This window comes from Kitasatospora sp. NPDC059327, from assembly GCF_042752535.1.
Taxonomy (GTDB): Bacteria; Actinomycetota; Actinomycetes; order Streptomycetales; family Streptomycetaceae; genus Kitasatospora.
In genome coordinates this window covers 68,625-86,925 of record NZ_JBHYYB010000030.1, presented here as the reverse complement: position 1 = coordinate 86,925, position 18,301 = coordinate 68,625, and the positions used below count along the sequence as shown (strand labels likewise).

At 72.9% G+C, this 18,301-nt stretch carries 18 protein-coding genes and 1 riboswitch; of the genes, 7 read left to right on the top strand and 11 right to left on the bottom strand.

Annotation, left to right across the window (positions count from 1 at the left end; all coding sequences use genetic code 11):
• Window positions 1-654: a hypothetical protein gene (locus tag ACFXHB_RS20150; RefSeq protein ID WP_380575928.1), complete on the top strand. Its 654-nt coding sequence runs from the start codon at window positions 1-3 to the stop codon at window positions 652-654.
• On the opposite strand, the gene ACFXHB_RS20145 is transcribed toward ACFXHB_RS20150, so the two are convergent.
• The 6 genes from ACFXHB_RS20145 to thrC form a co-directional block, all read right to left on the bottom strand.
• Window positions 635-904 carry a DUF4031 domain-containing protein gene (locus tag ACFXHB_RS20145; protein WP_380575926.1) on the bottom strand — a complete coding sequence of 90 codons (270 nt, stop codon included), beginning with the start codon at window positions 902-904 and terminating at the stop codon, window positions 635-637. The genes ACFXHB_RS20150 and ACFXHB_RS20145 overlap by 20 nt on opposite strands.
• Window positions 901-1,263 (bottom strand): hypothetical protein, encoded by a 363-nt coding sequence (locus ACFXHB_RS20140; protein WP_380575924.1) that lies wholly within the window; start codon window positions 1,261-1,263, stop codon window positions 901-903. Before ACFXHB_RS20140 ends, ACFXHB_RS20145 begins: the two co-directional genes overlap by 4 nt.
• A 98-nt stretch (window positions 1,264-1,361) precedes the next feature.
• Window positions 1,362-2,984, bottom strand: a complete 1,623-nt coding sequence (gene groL / locus ACFXHB_RS20135; protein ID WP_380575922.1) for a chaperonin GroEL — start codon at window positions 2,982-2,984, stop codon at window positions 1,362-1,364.
• A 475-nt stretch (window positions 2,985-3,459) separates the two neighbouring features.
• Window positions 3,460-3,663 (bottom strand): cold-shock protein, encoded by a 204-nt coding sequence (locus ACFXHB_RS20130; RefSeq protein ID WP_030289665.1) that lies wholly within the window; start codon window positions 3,661-3,663, stop codon window positions 3,460-3,462.
• Window positions 3,664-4,265: 602 nt separating this feature from the next.
• Window positions 4,266-4,544 carry a ubiquitin-like small modifier protein 1 gene (locus tag ACFXHB_RS20125; RefSeq protein ID WP_380575920.1) on the bottom strand — a complete coding sequence of 93 codons (279 nt, stop codon included), beginning with the start codon at window positions 4,542-4,544 and terminating at the stop codon, window positions 4,266-4,268.
• A 39-nt stretch (window positions 4,545-4,583) separates the two neighbouring features.
• Complete coding sequence (gene thrC / locus ACFXHB_RS20120) at window positions 4,584-5,879, bottom strand: threonine synthase (RefSeq protein WP_380575918.1); 1,296 nt, start codon at window positions 5,877-5,879, stop codon at window positions 4,584-4,586.
• Window positions 5,880-5,896: 17 nt separating this feature from the next.
• A riboswitch (SAM riboswitch) is annotated at window positions 5,897-6,028 on the bottom strand.
• Window positions 6,029-6,187: 159 nt separating this feature from the next.
• Here thrC and ACFXHB_RS20115 point away from each other — a divergent pair.
• Window positions 6,188-7,216, top strand: a complete 1,029-nt coding sequence (locus ACFXHB_RS20115) for a glucosyl-3-phosphoglycerate synthase (RefSeq protein ID WP_380575916.1) — start codon at window positions 6,188-6,190, stop codon at window positions 7,214-7,216.
• Window positions 7,217-7,284: 68 nt separating this feature from the next.
• Window positions 7,285-8,754 (top strand): trehalose-6-phosphate synthase, encoded by a 1,470-nt coding sequence (locus ACFXHB_RS20110; protein ID WP_380575914.1) that lies wholly within the window; start codon window positions 7,285-7,287, stop codon window positions 8,752-8,754.
• A 31-nt stretch (window positions 8,755-8,785) separates the two neighbouring features.
• Here ACFXHB_RS20110 and otsB read toward each other — a convergent pair whose 3' ends face one another.
• Both otsB and ACFXHB_RS20100 read right to left on the bottom strand, forming a co-directional pair.
• Window positions 8,786-9,628 (bottom strand): trehalose-phosphatase, encoded by an 843-nt coding sequence (gene otsB / locus ACFXHB_RS20105; RefSeq protein WP_380575912.1) that lies wholly within the window; start codon window positions 9,626-9,628, stop codon window positions 8,786-8,788.
• 170 nt (window positions 9,629-9,798) lie between these two features.
• Entirely contained in the window at window positions 9,799-10,038 is a 240-nt protein-coding gene (locus ACFXHB_RS20100) for a DUF3263 domain-containing protein (protein ID WP_380575909.1), read from the bottom strand.
• A gap of 103 nt (window positions 10,039-10,141) precedes the next feature.
• Between ACFXHB_RS20100 and ACFXHB_RS20095 the strand changes: the two genes are divergently transcribed.
• Window positions 10,142-10,486, top strand: a complete 345-nt coding sequence (locus ACFXHB_RS20095) for a cupin domain-containing protein (RefSeq protein WP_380575906.1) — start codon at window positions 10,142-10,144, stop codon at window positions 10,484-10,486.
• Window positions 10,487-10,529: 43 nt separating this feature from the next.
• Here the strand turns inward: ACFXHB_RS20095 and ACFXHB_RS20090 are convergent, their stop codons facing one another.
• The gene (locus ACFXHB_RS20090; RefSeq protein ID WP_380575903.1) at window positions 10,530-11,801 is read right to left on the bottom strand and encodes an extracellular solute-binding protein; all 1,272 of its coding nucleotides are present in this window, start codon (window positions 11,799-11,801) and stop codon (window positions 10,530-10,532) included.
• Between the two features lie 312 nt (window positions 11,802-12,113).
• Here ACFXHB_RS20090 and ACFXHB_RS20085 point away from each other — a divergent pair, with 312 nt between their 5' ends.
• Together ACFXHB_RS20085 and nagA are read left to right on the top strand one after the other, a co-directional pair.
• Complete coding sequence (locus tag ACFXHB_RS20085) at window positions 12,114-13,061, top strand: ROK family protein (RefSeq protein ID WP_380575900.1); 948 nt, start codon at window positions 12,114-12,116, stop codon at window positions 13,059-13,061.
• Window positions 13,058-14,257: an N-acetylglucosamine-6-phosphate deacetylase gene (gene nagA, locus ACFXHB_RS20080; RefSeq protein ID WP_380575898.1), complete on the top strand. Its 1,200-nt coding sequence runs from the start codon at window positions 13,058-13,060 to the stop codon at window positions 14,255-14,257. Before ACFXHB_RS20085 ends, nagA begins: the two co-directional genes overlap by 4 nt.
• A gap of 107 nt (window positions 14,258-14,364) precedes the next feature.
• Here the strand turns inward: nagA and ACFXHB_RS20075 are convergent, their stop codons facing one another.
• Window positions 14,365-15,366 (bottom strand): hypothetical protein, encoded by a 1,002-nt coding sequence (locus tag ACFXHB_RS20075; protein ID WP_380575895.1) that lies wholly within the window; start codon window positions 15,364-15,366, stop codon window positions 14,365-14,367.
• 220 nt (window positions 15,367-15,586) lie between these two features.
• Window positions 15,587-17,401: a diguanylate cyclase domain-containing protein gene (locus tag ACFXHB_RS20070; protein WP_380575893.1), complete on the bottom strand. Its 1,815-nt coding sequence runs from the start codon at window positions 17,399-17,401 to the stop codon at window positions 15,587-15,589.
• A 367-nt stretch (window positions 17,402-17,768) separates the two neighbouring features.
• Here ACFXHB_RS20070 and ACFXHB_RS20065 point away from each other — a divergent pair, with 367 nt between their 5' ends.
• Complete coding sequence (locus ACFXHB_RS20065) at window positions 17,769-18,296, top strand: flavin reductase family protein (protein WP_380575891.1); 528 nt, start codon at window positions 17,769-17,771, stop codon at window positions 18,294-18,296.
• The last annotated feature ends 5 nt before the right edge of the window (window positions 18,297-18,301 follow it).

Here is an 18,301-nt window from a genome sequence, read left to right as displayed (position 1 = left end):
ATGCCGAACCAGCCCGCCGCACCCGTCCCGGCCGACCTGCTCGCCGACTGGACCGCCCTGCTCCGCCGCTGCGGCGCCGACGCCGATCCGCTGCCGTACGGCCACGACCTGCTGGGCCGCTGGGCCGAACCGCAGCGCCGCTACCACACCGTCGACCACCTGCGGGCGGTGCTGGGCCACGTGGACACGCTCGCCGGGCACGCCGAGGACCCGGACACCGTCCGGCTGGCCGCCTGGTTCCACGACGCGGTCTACCGCCCGGACCGCTCCGAGAACGAGGAGCGCAGCGCCGCCCTCGCCGTCCGGGCGCTCACCGAGGCGGGCCTGTCCGAACGGCGGACCGCCGAGGTCGCCCGCCTGGTCCGGCTCACCGTCACCCACCGCCCCGAGCCCGGGGACCGTGACGGCGAGGTGCTCTGCGACGCGGACCTCGCCGTCCTCGGCGGCGAGCCGCGGGCGTACACCGCCTACGCGGCCGCGGTCCGCGCGGAGTACGGATTCGTCCCGGAGCCTGCCTTCCGCGCCGGGCGCGCCGACGTCCTGCGCCGGCTGCTGGAGCTGCCCGCGCTCTACCGCACCCCGACCGCCCACGAGCGCTTCGACGCCGCCGCCCGCGCCAACCTGGCGGCCGAGCTCACGGCGCTCGGAGGCTGACCTTCCGCCGACGGAGCCCGGCCGCGGTCAGCCGGGCCACCACGTCCCGGCTGGTCACCGGCAGCGCACCCAGCGCCACGGCGTCGGCGTACCGGTGGGCGGGCAGGTCGTAGTGGTCACGTTCGAAGGCCCGGGCGGGCACGCCCAGCCGCTCCGCGAACGCGTGCAGCTCCGCGTAGGAGACGTCGCTGACCAGGTGCGACCAGAAGCGGCCGTGGCCGGGCCAGTTCGGTGGGTCGACCAGGATCACGCGAGCCGGCCGACCGGTGCGACGACCACGGCCTCCTTGCCGCAGACCCAGTGCGGCTCCGGCCCGAGCTCTGGCTCGACCCCGAGCGCGTGCGGGTCCCCGTCGGCCGCGCAGGAGGTGCAGAGCGGCCAGCGGCCGTAGGCCTCCAGCAGCGCGTCCTGGACGTCCTGGGCGACCAGCCCGAGGACGTAGTCGGCGCCGTCCGGCCACTGTTCGAGCCACCACCGGCGGTGCGTCACCGCCTTCTCCAGCAGCGACACCACGGCGGCGTCGGCCACGTCGCGGGCGGTCAGGTCGGCCAGGATCAGCGCCCGCGCGTTGTGCAGGGCGGTCTCGATGTCGTCAGCGGTGGCAGCCATCCGCCCATTGTCCCAAAACGGGGCCGGACACAACGCCGCACGGGCGGCTCCCCGAGGGGAACCGCCCGTGCGATCGGGAAACGACCGACCCCGGAGGATCAGAAGTCCATGTCACCGCCCGGCATGCCGCCGCCGGCGGCCGCGGCGGCCTTCTCCGGCTTGTCGGCGATGACGGCCTCGGTGGTCAGGAACAGCGCCGCGATGGAGGCGGCGTTCTGCAGCGCGGAACGGGTGACCTTCGCCGGGTCGATGATGCCCTCGGCGATGAGGTCGACGTAGGTGTTGGTGGCGGCGTTCAGGCCGTGACCGGCGGGCAGGTTGCGCACCTTCTCCACCACGACACCGCCCTCAAGGCCGGCGTTGGTCGCGATCTGCTTGATCGGGGCCTCCAGCGCCACGCGGACGATGTTGGCACCGGTGGCCTCGTCGCCCTCCAGCTCCAGCTTGTCGAACGCGACACCGGCCTGCAGCAGCGCGACGCCACCACCGGCGACGATGCCCTCCTCGACGGCGGCCTTCGCGTTGCGAACGGCGTCCTCGATGCGGTGCTTGCGCTCCTTGAGCTCCACCTCGGTGGCCGCGCCGGCCTTGATGACGGCCACGCCGCCGGCCAGCTTGGCGAGGCGCTCCTGGAGCTTCTCGCGGTCGTAGTCCGAGTCGCTGTTCTCGATCTCGGCACGGATCTGGTTCACGCGGCCGGCGACCTGGTCGCTGTCGCCGCCACCGTCGACGATGGTGGTCTCGTCCTTGGTGATGACCACCTTGCGGGCGGTGCCCAGCAGGTCGATGCCGGCGTTCTCCAGCTTGAGGCCGACCTCCTCGGAGATCACGGTGCCACCGGTGAGGATGGCGATGTCGCCGAGCATGGCCTTGCGGCGGTCGCCGAAACCCGGGGCCTTGACGGCGACGGACTTGAAGGTGCCGCGGATCTTGTTCACGACCAGGGTCGACAGGGCCTCGCCCTCGACGTCCTCGGCGATGATGACGAGCGGCTTGCCGCTCTGCATGACCTTCTCCAGCAGCGGGAGCAGGTCCTTGACCGAGCCGATCTTGGAGTTGGCGATGAGGATGTACGGGTCCTCGAACGTCGCCTCCATCCGCTCCAGGTCGGTGGCGAAGTAGGCGGAGATGTAGCCCTTGTCGAAGCGCATGCCCTCGGTGAGCTCAAGCTCCAGACCGAAGGTGTTGCTCTCCTCGACGGTGATGACGCCTTCCTTGCCGACCTTGTCCATGGCCTCGGCGATGAGCTCGCCGATCTGGGTGTCGGCGGCCGAGATGGAGGCGGTGGAGGCGATCTGCTCCTTGGTCTCCACGTCCTTGGCCTGGGCCAGCAGCTGGTCGGAGACGGCCTTGACGGCCTTCTCGATACCGCGCTTCAGGGCCATCGGGTTGGCGCCGGCGGCGACGTTGCGCAGACCCTCGCGAACGAGCGCCTGGGCCAGCACGGTGGCGGTGGTGGTGCCGTCACCCGCGACGTCGTCGGTCTTCTTGGCGACCTCCTTGACGAGCTCCGCGCCGATCTTCTCGTAGGGGTCCTCGAGCTCGATCTCCTTGGCGATGGAGACACCGTCGTTGGTGATCGTGGGGGCGCCCCACTTCTTCTCCAGCACGACGTTGCGGCCCTTGGGGCCGAGCGTGACCTTCACCGCGTCGGCGAGCTGGTTCATGCCACGCTCAAGGCCGCGGCGAGCTTCCTCATCAAAGGCGATGATCTTGGCCATCAGAAGTGGTCCTCCGGGACACGGTCGACTGCTCGGACCAAGGGGTGCCCGCGACGGACGGCCCTGGTGTGCGGGGGTCCTTTCCCCTACCGCTCCCGGGGGCCTCACCGACCCGGTCCGCTGTCACTCTCACACTGTGAGTGCTAACGCCAATGATTAGCACTCCGGGTAGGCGAGTGCAAGCCCAATCGCCCAAACCGCGAGCCGCGCCCACCCCCGCCGGCCGCCCCCGCGCGGCCGTCTCCGACCTCCCGGAGCCCCCTCGGCGACCCCGTGCCGGCCATGTCGACGGAGCCGCCCCGGGGGCCGCCCGGGACCCCGCGCCGGACCTGCCGACGGGTCCGCGACGGGGCCCGCCCCCGGACCCCGCGCCGGACATGCCGACGGGCCCGACGACATGTGTCGTACGGGCCCGTCGTGAAGCAAGAGGCGCACCAGCCGATAGGGCCGAGCCGAACTCCTGGGGTCGGAAAGGTCAGACCGCCGCGCGGACCATGTCCGCCTGCGGGCCCTTCTGCCCCTGAGAGATCTCGAACTCGACCCGCTGGCCCTCCTCAAGGGTGCGGTAGCCGTCCATCTGGATCGCGCTGTAGTGGACGAAGACGTCCGCACCACCGTCGACCGCGATGAAGCCGTAGCCCTTCTCCGCGTTGAACCACTTGACGGTGCCCTGAGCCATTCCGAACTCCCCTAGTGCTGTGCTGGCCCTTCACGCGCCCGCAGGTCGCGGACCCGGGTCTGGTGGAGGCCGGCCCGGGGAACCCCCCCTGGGCGCAGCCGTGCCCGCCGCAATCCTCCGCGGAGACCACCGGAAGGCATCCGGTGAGCGGGTGATTGCGTCGACCGCGGCTGAATGTATCCGGATCGACGCCCTCTGCAACAGGGCCAACCACCGGGAATTCAGGCGGCCTCCCGAGGGACAGGGCGGGCCAAAGCGGGAGGAAATCGGCATTTCACGCCGGACATAGCGGACGAATTACTCAAATGCCTTCGAGAATTCTGACATCGGCCTGACATGTTTCACGGTCACGGCCCCGGCGCCGGTCTCAGCGGCCGGACAGACACCGGCGGTACGGGCGCGGACGATTCGAGTACCGGAGCGAGGGGGGAGGGGCGGCCCTCTTCCCGGACAAGCGACACTCTACTCCCCCGGACCCCGAAATATTCCCGCCGGAATGCGACGACAGGCCGCCCGCGCGTACGAAGAACGGAATTCCGTACGCGCGAACGGCCTGGTCGAAACGGCCCGGCCGGTGAACGACCCGGCCGGAAAGGGACGGATCAGCAGCCGCCGGCCACCGCGGGAATGATCGAGACGCTCGCGCCGTCCTTGATCTCGGTCGCCAGACCCTCCGCGAACCGGACGTCGTCGTCATTGACGTAGACGTTCACGAAGCGGCGCAGCTTGCCAGCGTCGTCCAGGATCCGGGCGGCGATCCCGGCGTGGTTCTTCTCCAGGTCGGCGATGACGTCGCCCAGGGTGGCGCCCTCGGCGGCCACCTCGGCGGCGCCGCCGGTGTAGGTGCGCAGGATGGTCGGGATGCGGACGGTGGCGCTCATGGGGGTCTCCTCGGGCGGTACGACGGGGCTGCGGGCGGGTCAGGCGGAGGCGAGGCCGGCGTCGCGGAACGAGGCCAGCGTCGGGCGGATGACGGCGGTCATCCCGGAGTCGGAGACGGCGTCCAGCGTCTTCAGGCCGTCCCCGGTGTTGATCGCGACGGTCTCCTTGGCCGGATCCAGCTGCCCGGTCTCGACCAGCTTCTTCAGCACGCCGACGGTCACCCCGCCCGCGGTCTCGGCGAAGATGCCCTCGGTCCGGGCCAGCAGCTTGATCGCGGCCACCACCTCGACGTCGGTGACGTCCTCGACGGCCCCACCGGTGCGGCGGGCGATGTCCAGCACGTACGGGCCGTCGGCCGGGTTGCCGATCGCCAGCGACTTGGCGATGGTGTCCGGCTTGACCGGGCGGATCACGTCCTGGCCGGCCTTGAAGGCCGCCGAGACCGGCGAGCAGCCCGCCGCCTGGGCGCCGAAGATCCGGTACGGGCGGTCCTCGACCAGGCCCAGCTTGATCAGCTCCTGCAGACCCTTGTCGATCTTCGTCAGCTGCGAGCCCGAGGCGATCGGGATGACGATCTGCTCCGGCAGCCGCCAGCCGAGCTGCTCACAGATCTCGTACGCCAGCGTCTTGGAGCCCTCGCCGTAGTACGGGCGCAGGTTGACGTTGACGAAGCCCCAGCCCTCACCGGCCGGGTCCCCGATCAGCTCCGAGCAGAAGCGGTTCACGTCGTCGTAGTTGCCCTCGATGCCGACCAGCTCGCCGCCGTAGACACCGGCCATGACGACCTTGCCCTGCTCCAGGTCGTGCGGGATGAACACGCAGGACTTGAAGCCGGCCCGGGCCGCCGCCGCGCCCACCGCACCGGCCAGGTTGCCGGTCGAGGAGCAGGAGAGGGTGGTGAAGTGGAACGCCCGTGCCGCCTCGATCGCGCAGGCGACCACGCGGTCCTTGAACGAGTGCGTCGGGTTGCCCGAGTCGTCCTTGATGTGCAGCTGGGCGGTGAAACCGAGCTCGCGGCCCAGGTTGTCCGCCTTCACCAGCGGGGTCCACCCCGGGTTGAGGTTCGGCTTGCCGGCGACATCGGCCGGGACGGGCAGCAGCGGCGCGTAGCGCCAGATCGACGCCGGACCGGCCTCGATCCGCTTGCGGAGCTCCTCCGCGCCCTCGCTGCCGAAGTCGTAGGCGATCTCCAGCGGCCCGAAGCACTCCACACAGGCGAAGCTGGGACCGAGCGGGAACCGGGTGCCGCACTCCCGACAGGACAGCGCGACGGCGGGGCCGAGGTCGACGGTCGCGGTCGCGGAGCCGGACGGGGATGTCGCAGTGGTAGCCATGATGGCGGAGGCCTCTCTCCTCATCTTCCCCGTGACGCGGGCGCGCCACAGGACGGAATTGGCACCTGTCCCGCCGGGGCCGAAGCCTGCCGTGCGAGAAGGTTGCCGGGACGTCAACGGGCCGTTCCCTCAGTCCCTCTGGATGAGCTCTGTGAAGTTGTGGTCCTGCTCAGCGGTGACCCCGGCGTGCGAAGGTCCGATCGCTGTACGAAGACTGTATCCGAAGGCGTCAACCCTGAACGGGACCGTCCGCCACGCGAGATGCCCCGTCCCACCCCGATCCGCCCCGATCCGCCGAGGAGAGCTCCGTGCCCGCCGAACCGACTCCCGCACTCCTCCCGAAGGCGGCGTCCTGGCTGCGTCGCCGCTCGTGGAGCGCGGCCGACCGCCCGGTGCGCGCCCTGCTGGAGGCCAAGCAGGCGGCGGGCCCGGCCGGCACCGTCAGCGTGGTGCTGCCCGCCCTGGACGAGGAGGCCACCGTCGGCGACATCGTCCGCACCGTGCGCCGGGAACTGATGGAACGCCTGCCGCTGGTCGACGAGCTCGTCGTCGTCGACTCCGGATCCGTCGACGGCACGGCCGCCGCGGCCGCCGAGGCGGGCGCCCGGGTGGTCCACCGCGACGACATCCTGCCCCGGCTGCCCGCCGCCCCCGGCAAGGGCGAGGTGCTCTGGCGCTCGCTGCTGGTCACCAGCGGCGAGATCGTCTGCTTCGTCGACGCCGACCTCCGGTCCTTCGACCCCGCGTTCGTCTCCGGCATCATCGGCCCGCTGCTCACCGAGCCGGACATCCAGCTGGTCAAGGCCATGTACGACCGTCCGCTCGAAGTGGCGTCGAACGGCCCGGACGCCGCCGTCGTCCCGTCCGGCGGCGGGCGGGTCACCGAGCTGGTCGCCCGCCCCCTGCTCAATCTGCACTGGCCGGAACTCGCCGGTTTCGTGCAGCCGCTCGGCGGCGAGTACGCGGCCCGCCGCTCGCTGCTCGAACGGCTGCCGTTCCCCACCGGCTACGGCGTCGAACTCGGCCTCCTGGTGGACGCCCTGGAGTTCGCCGGCCTGGACGCCCTCGCCCAGGTGGACGTGGGCGTACGCCACCACCGCCACCAGGACGGCCAGGCACTCGGCCGGATGGCCGCCACCATCTACCGCACCGCCCTGGAACGCCTCGACCGCACCCACCGGCTGAAGGCCTCCGCCGACCTGGTCCACCCGCTGCTGACCCAGTTCACCCGCGACCCGCGGACCCGCGCCTTCACCGCGCACACCCACCCGGTCACCGCGGTGGAACGGCCCCCGATGCACACCGTCCCCGAGTACGCGAACCGGCACCTCGGCTAGGCCGCAGGACACGGCCGGAAACCACCGGCGGGGGTTTGCCGAGCCGGACCCACGGCAACGTACCAACCATGGGCGATCTCACGACCGAACGTTCGAGTGCGACCGGTTCCGCCGCCGTACTGGTGGCCTCCAACCGGGGACCGGTGTCGTTCAGCACCGGGGACGACGGCACCCTGACCCTGCGCCGGGGCGGCGGCGGGCTGGTCTCGGGGCTCTCCGCGATCGACGACCCGCACGCCGTCTGGGTCTGCGCGGCCCTGGGCGAGGCCGACCGCCGCGCCGCCCGGGAGGCTCCGGACGGCCGCCTCGACCGCGCCGGCCACGAGGTCGGCGGACAGGCCGTCCGGATGCTCGACATCGACCCGGACACCTTCGCCCGCGCCTACAACGGCGTCGCCAACTCGACCCTCTGGTTCGTCCACCACCTGCTCTACGCCACCCCGACGGCACCCTCCTTCGGCGCGGAGTTCCGCACCGAGTGGCAGGCCTACACCGCCTACAACACCGCCTTCGCCGAGGCCCTCGCCGCCGAGGCCGCGCCCGGGGCCGCGGTACTGATCCAGGACTACCACCTCTCGCTGGCCCCGGCCCTGCTCCGGACCGCCCGCCCCGACCTGCGCATCGGCCACTTCTCGCACACCCCGTGGGCCCCGCCCGAGTACTTCCGGCTGCTGCCGGACGACGTGGCCGCGAGCGTGCTCACCGGCATCCTGGGCGCCGACCGGGCCGGCTTCCTCACCCGCCGCTGGGCCCTCGCCTTCGCCGACTGCTGCGCGGCGGTCCTCGGTGCCACCGTCGACCGCGAGGCCCTCACCGTCACCGTCGCGGGCCGCACCACCCGGCTCGGCGTCCACGCCCTGGGGGCCGACGCCGACTTCCTGCGCGAGCGGTCCCACCGGCCGGACGTCGGCGAGCGCCTGGCCACCCTGCGCGAGGCCGTCGGCGGTCGCCGCACCGTCGTGCGGGTCGACCGCACCGAGCTGAGCAAGAACATCGTCCGCGGCTTCCAGGCCTACCGGCACCTGCTCCGCACCCGCCCCGATTGGCGGGACCGCGTCGTCCACATCGCCTTCGCCTACCCCTCCCGCACCGACCTCGCCGAGTACCGCGCCTACACCGCCGAGGTCGAGCGCCTCGCCGCCGAGATCAACGCGGAGTTCGCCACCGCCGACTGGCAGCCGCTGATCCTGCACGTCGACGACGACTTCCCGCGCTCGCTCGCGGCCTACCGGCTGGCCGACGTCGCCCTGGTCAACCCGATCCGGGACGGCATGAACCTGGTCGCCAAGGAGGTCCCGGTGGTCTCCGACCAGGGCTGCGCCCTGGTGCTCTCCCGCGAGGCCGGCGCCCACGCCGAGCTGGCCGAGGACGCCCTGACGGTGAACCCCTACGACGTCATCGCCACCGCCGAGGCCCTGCACACCGCGCTCACCATGCCCGCCGACGAGCGCGCCGACCGCACCAAGCGCCTCGCCGCCGCCGCGACGGCGCTGCCGCCGCAGCAGTGGTTCCTCGATCAGCTGGCGGCCCTGGGCTGACGCCGCCGCGCCGGCCGGTGGGCGTCACCGGTCACCGGTCGCCGAGCGCCGCTCCGAGCGCCTCCAGCAGCTCTACCACCCCGGCCGGACCGGCGACCACCAGGTCGGCCCGGTCGGCCAGTTCGCGCACCGGCGCGTCGCCGTCCACCGTCCCGCTGCACACCAGCAGCCCGGCCAGGCCCTCCCCCCGCAGCTTCTCCACCGCCGCGAAGGCCGCCACGTCGCCGAGATCGTCCCCCGCGTACAGCACCGCGCGGGCGGCCCGCTCGCGCAGGAAGCCGGTCAGCGCGGCCCCCTTGTCCACCCCGGGGGGGCGCAGCTCCAGCACCAGCCGTCCCGGCTCCACCACCAGGCCGTGCTCGGCGGCGAGCGCCGCCACCGGCGCGCGCAACAGTTCGAACGCCTCCTCCGGTGCCGCCGTCCGCCGGGTGTGGACGGCCAGCGAGCGACCCTTGTCCTCCACCCACGTGCCCGCCGGCGCCCCCGCCCGCGCCAGCGCGCCGTCCAGCGCGGCCCGCGCCGCCGCCACTCCGGGGTGCGCCGACGGGGCCGTCAGCTCGCAGTTCTCCCAGCGCTCGGCCCCGTAGTGCCCGAGCACCACCAGGCCCGCGACGGCGCCGAGACCCCCGTACTCCACCGCCAGGGCCGCCGGCCGACCGGTCACCACCACGATCGCCCCGACCCCGGGGGCCAGTCCGGCCAGCGCGGCGGCCACCCCCGGATGCGCCCGCGCCTCGCTCGGATCCGCCACGATCGGTGCCAGCGTGCCGTCGAAGTCGAGCGCCACCACCGCCTCCCGGGGCGCCCGGAGGATCGCCTCCAGCCCCGTCCGCCCGGCCTCGGTCCCCGGCTTCGCCATCTCCTCAAGAGCCATGTCCGGACCCTACCCAGCCTCCCGGGCCCGACCCTCCCACGCGCGCCCGAACGACCGCCCGGACCTGACCGAGCGCCGGCACCCGACCGACTGCCCACGCCCGAACGACCGCCCGGACCCGACCGAGCGCCCGCGCCGAACGGGCCCGCGCGGGGCGCCCGCCCCGTGGACTACCGGGCCGCCCGCCGCGCCTCGCGGACCCGCCGCAGCCGGTTCACCAGCACCGGCGCGTGCGCCAGCGCCTCCGGCCGGTCCAGCAGGGCGTTCAGCAGTTGGTAGTACCGCGTGCCGGAGAGCCCCAGCTCCTCCCGGATCGCCCGCTCCTTGGCCCCGGCCGTCCGCCACTGCCGGCCCTCCAGCTCCAGCACCGCCACGTCCCGCTCGTCGAGCCCGTCCGCACCCGCGTCCATCCGCGCGCCACCTCCGTCCACCACTACGGAGTGTCATTCTCCCCCGGGGACCCGACACACCTTGCGCCCCCCGCCGCTCCCGCGCCCGGGTTAGCGTCGCCCCATGACGCCCAGCTTCGCCGTGCACATCCCGACCGCCGACCTCGAACCCGATCCGCTCGACCCGGCCCAGATCGTCTCCGGCACCCCCGAGGTCTCCGGCCGGGTGCTCTCCGAGTCGGCCGACGGCCGCCAGCTGCGCGGGATCTGGCAGATCACCCCCGGGGTGGTCACCGACGTCGAGGCCGACGAGATGTTCGTGGTGCTCAGCGGCCGGGCCACCGTCGAGATCGACGGCGGCCCGACGCTGGAGGTCGGTCCGGGCGACTGCGCCGTGCTGCGGGCCGGGGACCGCACCACCTGGACGGTCCACGAGACCCTCCGCAAGGCCTACGCGATCACCCTCTGAACCGCCCTTCGAGCGCCGCACCCGCCCGCCGGCCCGGGATCCGTCACTTGCGGACCCGGGCCGCCTCCTTGACCGCGGCCTCCTGGAGCCCCTCCAGCACCTGCTTGGCGTCGCCCGTCACGGCCCCGCCGATCCCCGTCTTGATCCGGTTGCTGACGTCCGCCCAGGCCGGGTCCCCGAACGGGTAGAAGCTCGCGTTGGTCAGCCCGGTCGCGAACTGCTTGAGGTCCTCGTGCTTGCCGCCCTTGGTGACCTCGGTGAAGGCGTCCTGGGTGACCGGCAGCAGGTTGTAGGTCTCGTCGAACTTGAGCTGGTTGTCCTTCGCGTACACGAAGCTCAGGAACTTGCGGATCTCGTTGCGGTGCCCGTTGGCCTTGAAGGCCATCATCCAGTCGGCCACCCCGAGGCTGCCCGTCTTCGCCAGCCCGTCCTTCTTCGGGATCGGCGCCGTCCCGAAGTCGATCTTCCCCTTGGCGGCCATCCGCAGCAGCGTCGGGTGCCCGTTCAGCATCGCGACCTTCCCGGCCGCGAAGTCGGTGAACATCGGCGTGCGGTTGGTCTTCCCCGGGTCGGGGTTGGTCAGCTTGGTGTCAACCAGGTTGGTCCGCAGCCAGTTGAAGGTGGCCTGGTTCTCCGCGCTGTCGATGGTGTAGTTGCCGACGTCGTCGGAGAGGCTCCCGCCTCCGCTCAGCGTCCACAGCATCGACTCGGCCGGAGCCTCCTCCGGGCCGAGCGGCAGCCCGTACGGGGTGACCCCGGGCACCTTGGCCTTGATCTTCTCGGCGGCCTGCCGGAGCTCGTTCCAGGTGGCCGGCGGCTGGGTGATCCCGGCCTTCTGGAAGACCGCCTTGTTGTAGAAGAGCACCCGGGACGAGGAGACGAACGGAATGCCGTACTGCGTCCCGAGCACCTGCCCGGCGTGCGCGAACGACTCCATGATGTTGGCCTGGGTCTCCAGCGAGAGCACGTCCCCGGCCGGGTACAGCCGGTCCGCCACCGCCTGGTCGGCGAAGCCGCCGGTCTGCAGCAGGTCGGGCGACTTGCCGCCGGCGACCAGGTCGTCGACCCGCTTGCCGATGTCGGTCCAGCTCGTCACCTCGACGTCGATCCGGATGTCCGGATTGGCGGCCTCGAAGCGCCGGGCGACGTCGTCCCAGTACAGCTTGGAGCTGGTGCCCGCGTCCTCGCCGTAGTCGGCCGCCACCAGCTTGAGGGTCACGGTCTTGTCGTCCTGGCCGCCGCAGCCGGTGAGCAGCAGCGCTCCGGCCAGCGCGGTGCCGAGCAGCCGGGTGGGGGCCTGGGCGCGCCTGATCAACGCGGGTACCGCCTTCTGGGGGTGAAAAGCGAGCGGGGGAGCCGGACGGGGGAATCCGGCAGGGGGAGGCGGCCACACTGCCAAACGCACCGCACAGTGGTCCACACCTGTGGGCCGTCCCCGCCGGGTAGTTATCGAAGTGCGGAGGTCATTGCACGATGCGCAATGGAACGACGCCCAAACCGCCCCCTCCCGGACCCCGCAAAGTGCCGCACACCACATGGTTCTGCGACAAAGCTCACCTACTTTGGACCAGACCAATCCAACAACTGGACTAGACCTCTCCGACCCAGCCAAGGGAAACTGTCCTCCGTGAAGCACGTCATCGCACTCGATGTAGGCGGCACCGGCATGAAGGCCGCGCTGCTCGCCCAGGACGGCTCCGTGCTGTTCGAAGCACGCCGACCGACCGGGCGGGAGCACGGCACTGATGCCGTCGTCGCCGCCATCCTCGACTTCGCCGCCGATCTGGCGGACGAGGGCCGCGGCCGCTTCGGCGTCGCCCCGCTGGCGGCGGGCGTCGCCGTCCCGGGGACGATCGACGAGGAGAACGGCATCGCGGTCTTCTCCGCCAACCTCGGCTGGCGGGATCTGCCGCTGCGCGAGCTGCTGGGCGAGCGCCTGGCCGGGGCGGGCGGTACGGCGATGCCGGTCGCCCTCGGCCACGACGTACGCTCGGGCGGCCTCGCCGAGGGCCGGCTCGGCGCCGGGCGGGGTGTGGAGCGCTTCCTGTTCATCGCGCTGGGCACCGGCATCGCCGGCGCCATCGGCATCGGCGGCCGGATCGAGGCCGGCGCCCACGGCTACGGCGGCGAGATCGGCCACGTCGTGGTCCGCCCCGGCGGCCCGCAGTGCGGCTGCGGCGCCCGGGGCTGCCTGGAGACCCTCGCCTCCGCCTCCGCCGTCTCCCGTGCCTGGGCCGAGGCCAGCGGGGACCCCGACGCCGACGCGGCATCCTGCGCCGTCGCGGTGGACGCCGGGGACCCCCGCGCGGTCGCGGTCTGGCAGCACGCGGTGGACGCCCTCGCCGACGGCATCGTGCTCGCCCAGAGCCTGCTCGACCCGTCCACGGTGATCGTCGGCGGCGGTCTCGCCGAGGCCGGCGACACCCTCTTCGTCCCCCTGCGCGCGGCGGTCTCCGAGCGGCTGACCTTCCAGATGCCCCCCGAGGTCGTACCCGCCATGCTCAAAGACACCGCCGCGTCCCTGGGCGCGGGCCTGCTCGCCTGGGATCTGCTCTCCATGGAGGTGACCGCGTGACCACCGCGCGAATCGAATCGGCGGCCCGGCCCGCGGGCATCGCGCTGGCCGGTGCCCGGCTGGTGCTGCCGGGCGGTGTCGTCGAGGACGACCGGCTCGCGGTCGAGGGCGGGCGGATCGCCGGCCTCGGCGGTACGGCCGTGCCCGGCGACCTGGACCTGACCGGGTACACCGTCGTACCCGGCTTCGTCGACCTGCACGTCCACGGCGGCGGTGGCGCCTCCTACGCCTCCGGGATCGCCGAGGAGGCCCTGCGGGCCGCCCGGACCCACCTCGAACACGGCACCACCACCACCGTCGCCTCCACCGTCACCGGTGAGATCGACGAGGTCGCCCGGCAGGCCTCGGTGCTGTCCGAGCTGGTCGAGGACGGCGTGCTGGCCGGGATCCACTTCGAGGGCCCGTTCATCTCCCACAACCGGTGCGGCGCCCACCGCCCCGACCTGCTGCGGGACCCGGACCCGGCGCTGGTGCGCAAGCTCGTCGACGCGGCCCGCGGCCACGCCCGGATGGTCACCCTCGCGCCCGAGCTGCCGGGCGGCCTGGAGTCGGTGCGGATGCTCGCCGACCTCGGCGTGATCGCGGCCGTCGGCCACACCGACTCCGACTACGCCAGGACGCTGGAGGCGATCGAGGCCGGCGCCACCGTCGCCACCCACCTGTTCAACGCGATGCCCGGCATCGCGCACCGGGCGCCCGGCCCGATCGTGGCCCTGCTGGAGGACGAGCGGGTCACCGTCGAGCTGATCAACGACGGCGTGCACCTGCACCCGTCCGTCCTGGACCTCGCCTACGGCACCGCCGGCGCCTCCCGGGTCGCGCTGATCACCGACGCCATGGGCGCCGCCGGCATGGGCGACGGCCTCTACCCCCTCGGCCCCCTCCAGGTCGAGGTCAAGGACGGCGTCGCCCGCCTGGTCGAGGGCGGGGCGATCGCGGGCTCGACGCTCACCCTGGACGTCGCGTTCAAGCGCTCCGTCACCGTCAACGGGCTCAGCCCGGTCCAGGCCGTGGAGTCGCTCTGCGCCGTCCCGGCCCGCCTGCTCGGCCTCGCCGATTCGGTCGGCTCGCTGGAGACCGGCAAGAACGCCGACCTCGTCGTCCTCGACTCCGAGGGCTACGACCTGGTCGCCGTCATGCGCCGCGGCGAGTGGATCACCGGCGGCGACACCTTCCCGACGGTCCGGACCGCCTGACGAGACCGTCGGGACCGCCTGACGGACCGGCCCCGCCGACCGACGACGACGGCCGCCCGCTCCCCTCGGGGAACGGGCGGCCGTCCGACGTCCGCGGACCGGACCGGTCAGCCGCCGTACGGCTCGACGGTCACCTGGTCGATCAGCACCGCGCCACCGGTCGGGTTGGTGATGGCGACGGTGTTCGAGCCCGCCTGGAGCTGCGGAAGTATGAACGTGGTGTACCAGGAGGACGTCGCGTCCTTGCCGGGCGAGTAGTTCTTGAACGAGAGCCCGCTCGGCCAGTCCTTGCCGTTGACCGCGGCCGAGGCCTTCACGTCGCCCGCTGCGTTGTTGAAGTGCACGGACAGCTTGTAGGTGCCGGCCGTGGCGATGTCGCCGGTCCAGCTCACCGTCGACCCCGGCTGGAGGGTCAGGTAGCTGCCGTCCGCCGACTTGGCGCCCTTGACGGTGTTACCGGACGGGGCGTTCTGGCCCTGCAGCTGGCTCGCGTCGACGGTGGAGGGGCCGGCCGGGGTACCGGTGGCGGCACCGGGCGACGCCGTACCGGAGGCCGACGACGTCCCGCCGGTGGCGCTCGGGACCGGCGGCGCCACGGTCTGGGTGCCGCCCTTGCCCTTCTTGTCACCGTCCGGGTCACCGGTGGAGAGCGCTATGCCCGCGCCGATCGCGATGGCCGCGACCACCGCCACCGCGCCGATCACCGCGCCCTTGCTCCTCCCGCCGCCCGACCGCTCCTCGCCCGGCTGCGGACGGGAGCGCTCGGCGTACCGGGTCTGCTGGGCGGGCGGGGCACCGTACTCCTGGTGCTGGGCGGGCTGCTGCTGGGTGGGCGCGGCACCGTACTCGGCCTGCTGCGGCGGATACTGCTGCCCCTGCGGATAGCCCTGCTGCGGCGGGTACTGCTGCGGGGGGCGCTGCTGCCCGTACTGCGCACGGCCGACCTCCATCGGGCGGTTGTACGACGTACGCGGCACGCCCTGCTGCGGCTCGGCCGGCTGCGCGGCGCCGCCGCCGGCCGGACGGTAGAGGTAGCCGAAGGGATCGTCGTCCTGGGGGGCACCGCCCTCCGGGCTCTCGGGCACTCCGTTGCTGCCGGCGGTCGTCACGGTGGTCAACTCCCCGTCGCGTGGCGCCGCCGGGCTGCCGTGCCGTCGGCGCAAGTGGTGGTCGCACGTACCCGGGAACCCTACCTGCCGCAGCCGACCCGCCGAAAAGACCCCTTGACAACCCACGGGTAGCTTTCACTCCGCCGTCACCGGCCGCGGCCGTCCGACCCCGCGCCGGCGCGGCGCCGGACCGGCTCCCGCGGCGGACGCCGGGCAGGGTCTACCCCGCCCGGCGGTGCGAGCGCTCCCCCCGGGCGCCGCGCACCGCGCCGCCCCGGGCCCGCTTCTCGTCGTACATCCGCTCGTCGGCGGTGTGCAACACCTCCTCGGTGCTCATCCCGCAGCCCGCCCAGCCGACTCCCAGGCTGACCCCGACCCGCATGCCCCGGCCGTCGATCCGCATCGGCGGGATGATCGCGTTGCGCAGCCGGTGGGCGAGGTCCTTGGCCTCCTCGCGGCCGATGCCGTCCGCGAGCACCACGAACTCGTCGCCGCCGAGCCGGGCCACCGTGTCACCGTCCCGGACCGCCTGGCTCAGCCGGCGGGCGACCTCGACCAGCACGGCGTCACCCGCGTTGTGGCCGAACCGGTCGTTGATCGACTTGAAGCCGTCGAGGTCGCAGAAGAGCACCGCGAGCCCCTTGTCCGCCGCGACCGCGCCGCCCGAGCGGAACGGGCCCGACCAGACGTCACCGCCCGGACCGTGGTCGGCCGGGACCACCGCGTGCACGTGCTCGCCGAAGCCGGCCGGCCCCGGGTGGCCCTCCGACACCCCGTAGCCCTCGGACGCCCCGTAGCCGTGGGCCGCGCCGGCCCGCGGGTCCGCCCCGTCCAGGCCCTCGTAGGCGGTGTGCGCGCTGTAGGAGTCGACGACGTAGCCGCTGTACGGCTGCGGGTACGCGCCCTCGCCGTGCCCGGCCGGGTGTCCGGCGACGGCACCGACCGTCAGCGGTTCGTTGCACAGGCGCCGGCCCAGCCGGGCCTTCAGCTCGGCGCCGTTCGGCAGGCCGGTGAGCGCGTCGTGGCTGGCCCGGTGCGCGAGCTGGAGCTCGTGCCGCTTGCGGTCCTCGATGTCCTCGACGTGGGTGAGCAGGAAACTCGGCCCCTCCGCCGCGTCCGCCACGATCGAGTTGCGCAGGCAGACCCACTGGTACCCGCCGTCCCGCCGGGACAGCCGCAGTTCCGCCCGGCCGCTCTCGGCGCTGGTGCGCTCCAGCAGGGCCCGGTCGTCGGGGTGGACGAGGTCGGCGAAGCTCTGCTGGCGCAGCACCGCGCGGGGGCGGCCGAGCAACCGACAGAGCGCGTCGTTGACTCTGGTCAGCTGGCCGCGCCCGGCGCCGTGGAGCTCGGTGATGGCCATCCCGCTGGGCGCGTACTCGAAGGCCTGGCGGAAGCTCTCCTCGCTGGCCCGCAGCGCCTGCTGCTCCTTCTCCAGCCGGGCCAGCGCGCGCTGCATCTCGGCCCGCAGCCGGGCATTGCCGATCGCGATGGAGGCCTGCAGCGAGAACATCTCCAGCGCCTCCCGGGTCCAGGCCCCGGGGCGCTTGCCACTGCGCGGGCGGTCCACCGAGAGCACGCCGAGGAGGTCGCCGCCGGCGCTGTACATCGGGGCGAGCAGACCGTCGGCGGGGTGCCAGTCGTTGGCGTAGACGGGCATCGGGCCGTCGCCGATCCAGCGCGGAATGTCGCCGGCCACGGCCCAGCCTCGGTCGTAGGGCAGGAAGCGCAGGGTGCCCCAGTGGTCGCTGACGCCGAGCAGCCGGTCCCAGGACTCGCGCGAGCCGACCTGCCCGAGCAGCACGGAGGGGCCGCCCATGGCGCTCTCCTCCAGCTCCCAGACGGCCGCCACCACGAGGTCGCCGTCCGGGCGCACCAGGCTGACCGCCGCGGCGTCGAAGCCGAGCCCGTGCACCGCGCCCTCGACGACAGCCTGCAGCGTGCCCGCCAGGCTGCGGGCAGCGTTGAGGTCCGCCACGACCCGGTGCAAGGTGCGGAGGGTCGCGAGACGGACGTAAGGCTCCGACTCGGCTTCCATGCGGGGGCTCCCCGGCTGCTTCGGATAGTTCTTGAATGGTTATCGTCCGATTGCCAGAAGAACTGAATCACAGGGAGCACAGCGTTCGGCACGCTCGGTCAGCAATAGGCCACTACTTGTGACTTAAATCACACGACACTTATGCGCCCTTAATCAGCTCATCCGCCCCATAACGGGACATAAGGCTTTATAGGAACGTTTCTGGTGGTCGGCCGCATTGGCCGCGCACTGAAGCCGTCTGCCGCCCGGCAGGCCCCCTGCTTCACTCCTGAGGGTGAGCCCGGCCGCAGACCGTGACCTGTGCGTCGCTGGTCCTACGACCACGGTCCGATGCCGTTCCACCCGGCCGCCGACTACCGTGCGGTACGTGTACTCGGCTCCGCAGCCCGAAGCTGCCTCCCAAGCGACGCCCGACGAGTTCCGGGCGGCCCTCTCCCAGCTCGCCTCCGGCGTGAGCCTGGTGACCGTCCACGACCCGGAGGACGGCGAGGACGTCGGCATGACCGCCACGTCCTTCCTCTCCGTCTCGTTGGAACCGCCGCTGGTGCTGATCTCGGTCCGCGAGGACTCCCGGATGGACGAGGTGCTCTCCCGCGCCGACACCTGGGCGGTCTCGCTGCTCGCCGAGGAGCAGAAGGCGCTCGGCTCGCGGTTCGCCATGAAGGGCCGGCTCAGCGACCGGCTGCTGTTCGCCGAGGCCCCGCACCGGAGAGGCCGGTACAGCGGCGCACCGCTGATCGACGGCGCGCTCGCCACCGTGGAGTGCCGCACCGAGCGGCGGATAGCCGCCGGCGACCACACCCTGCTGCTCGGCCGCGTCCTGGAGGCCGCGGTACCGAACGCCGGCGGCCGCCCCCTGCTCTACTTCCGCGGCGGGTACCGGCAGCTGGGCTGAGCCCG

Coding starts and splice junctions, on each gene's coding strand:
- ACFXHB_RS20150 (WP_380575928.1), top strand. CDS start 1: ATGCCGAACCAGCCCGCCGCACCCGTCCCGGCCGACCTGCTCGCCGAC.
- ACFXHB_RS20140 (WP_380575924.1), bottom strand. CDS start 1,263: ATGGCTGCCACCGCTGACGACATCGAGACCGCCCTGCACAACGCGCGG.
- groL (WP_380575922.1), bottom strand. CDS start 2,984: ATGGCCAAGATCATCGCCTTTGATGAGGAAGCTCGCCGCGGCCTTGAG.
- ACFXHB_RS20130 (WP_030289665.1), bottom strand. CDS start 3,663: ATGGCTCAGGGCACCGTCAAGTGGTTCAACGCGGAGAAGGGCTACGGC.
- ACFXHB_RS20125 (WP_380575920.1), bottom strand. CDS start 4,544: ATGAGCGCCACCGTCCGCATCCCGACCATCCTGCGCACCTACACCGGC.
- thrC (WP_380575918.1), bottom strand. CDS start 5,879: ATGGCTACCACTGCGACATCCCCGTCCGGCTCCGCGACCGCGACCGTC.
- ACFXHB_RS20110 (WP_380575914.1), top strand. CDS start 7,285: ATGGGCGATCTCACGACCGAACGTTCGAGTGCGACCGGTTCCGCCGCC.
- otsB (WP_380575912.1), bottom strand. CDS start 9,628: ATGGCTCTTGAGGAGATGGCGAAGCCGGGGACCGAGGCCGGGCGGACG.
- ACFXHB_RS20100 (WP_380575909.1), bottom strand. CDS start 10,038: ATGGACGCGGGTGCGGACGGGCTCGACGAGCGGGACGTGGCGGTGCTG.
- ACFXHB_RS20095 (WP_380575906.1), top strand. CDS start 10,142: ATGACGCCCAGCTTCGCCGTGCACATCCCGACCGCCGACCTCGAACCC.
- ACFXHB_RS20070 (WP_380575893.1), bottom strand. CDS start 17,401: ATGGAAGCCGAGTCGGAGCCTTACGTCCGTCTCGCGACCCTCCGCACC.